We start from the raw sequence: 841 nt of genomic DNA on the forward strand, positions 1-841 counted from the left end.
CCCTATACGCCTGACGATCGTGAAACAGCGGCCGCTTTTGCACGTGAAAATCAGCCGCAAAGGGCAGGAACACCAGAGGGAACTCCAGACCTTTAGATTTATGCACCGTAATGATTTGCACCAGATGACGATCGCTTTCCAGCCGCAATTGCTGATTAGTCGCCTGTGAATTAGGAGACTCAACTTGCAGCGTCAGCCAACGGACCAGCGCAAATTCGTTCTCCAGTTGTGTCGTGGCTTCCTGCAGTAGTTCTCCCAGATGTAATACGTCGGTCAGCCGGCGTTCGCCCCCCTGGCTTGCCAACAGGCTTTCCGCGATGCGATAGTTTATCATCATTTGACGCAGCATCGGTAGTACGCCGTTTTTTTGCCAGCGCTGTCGATAGCCGGCAAACTCTTCAACCCTCTGCTCCCAGCGACGCTCATCGTTATTCAAAGCATCAATGGTGGCAGCATCAAAGCCCAGCAACCTAGTGGCCAGAGCGCGGCGCAGCGCGGTATCCTTTTCCGGCGTCAAAACTGCCTGCAGGATCCATTGCAGTTCGAGCGCCTCTGGCGTCTCGAAGACGCTGTCCCGGTTGGAAAGATACACTGCCGGGATCATCAGCGCCGCCAGCGCGTCACGCACCAGCACCGCCTCATTGCGGTTACGCACTAGTACCGTGATATCTGACGCCTGCAACGGCTCACGGCCCCAGCGCCCTTCAAGCCAGGCTTCGCCTTCACGCGCGGCGTAAAGCCAGTCGCAAATGGTCGCGGCACACTGGCGCGCCATATATTGTTGGTACTCGCTTACTCCTACGCCGGCGCCCTGCTGTAGCCAGACGCGCAGCGCCGGCTG

General features: G+C 57.7%; 1 protein-coding gene. It reads right to left on the bottom strand.

From position 1 onward, the window contains the following. The coding region (locus BG74_RS15785) for a 3'-5' exonuclease (protein WP_305809561.1) at positions 1-841 on the bottom strand (841 nt) is incomplete at both ends.

The sequence above is a fragment of the Sodalis-like endosymbiont of Proechinophthirus fluctus genome (assembly GCF_001602625.1).
Taxonomy (GTDB): domain Bacteria; phylum Pseudomonadota; class Gammaproteobacteria; order Enterobacterales; family Enterobacteriaceae.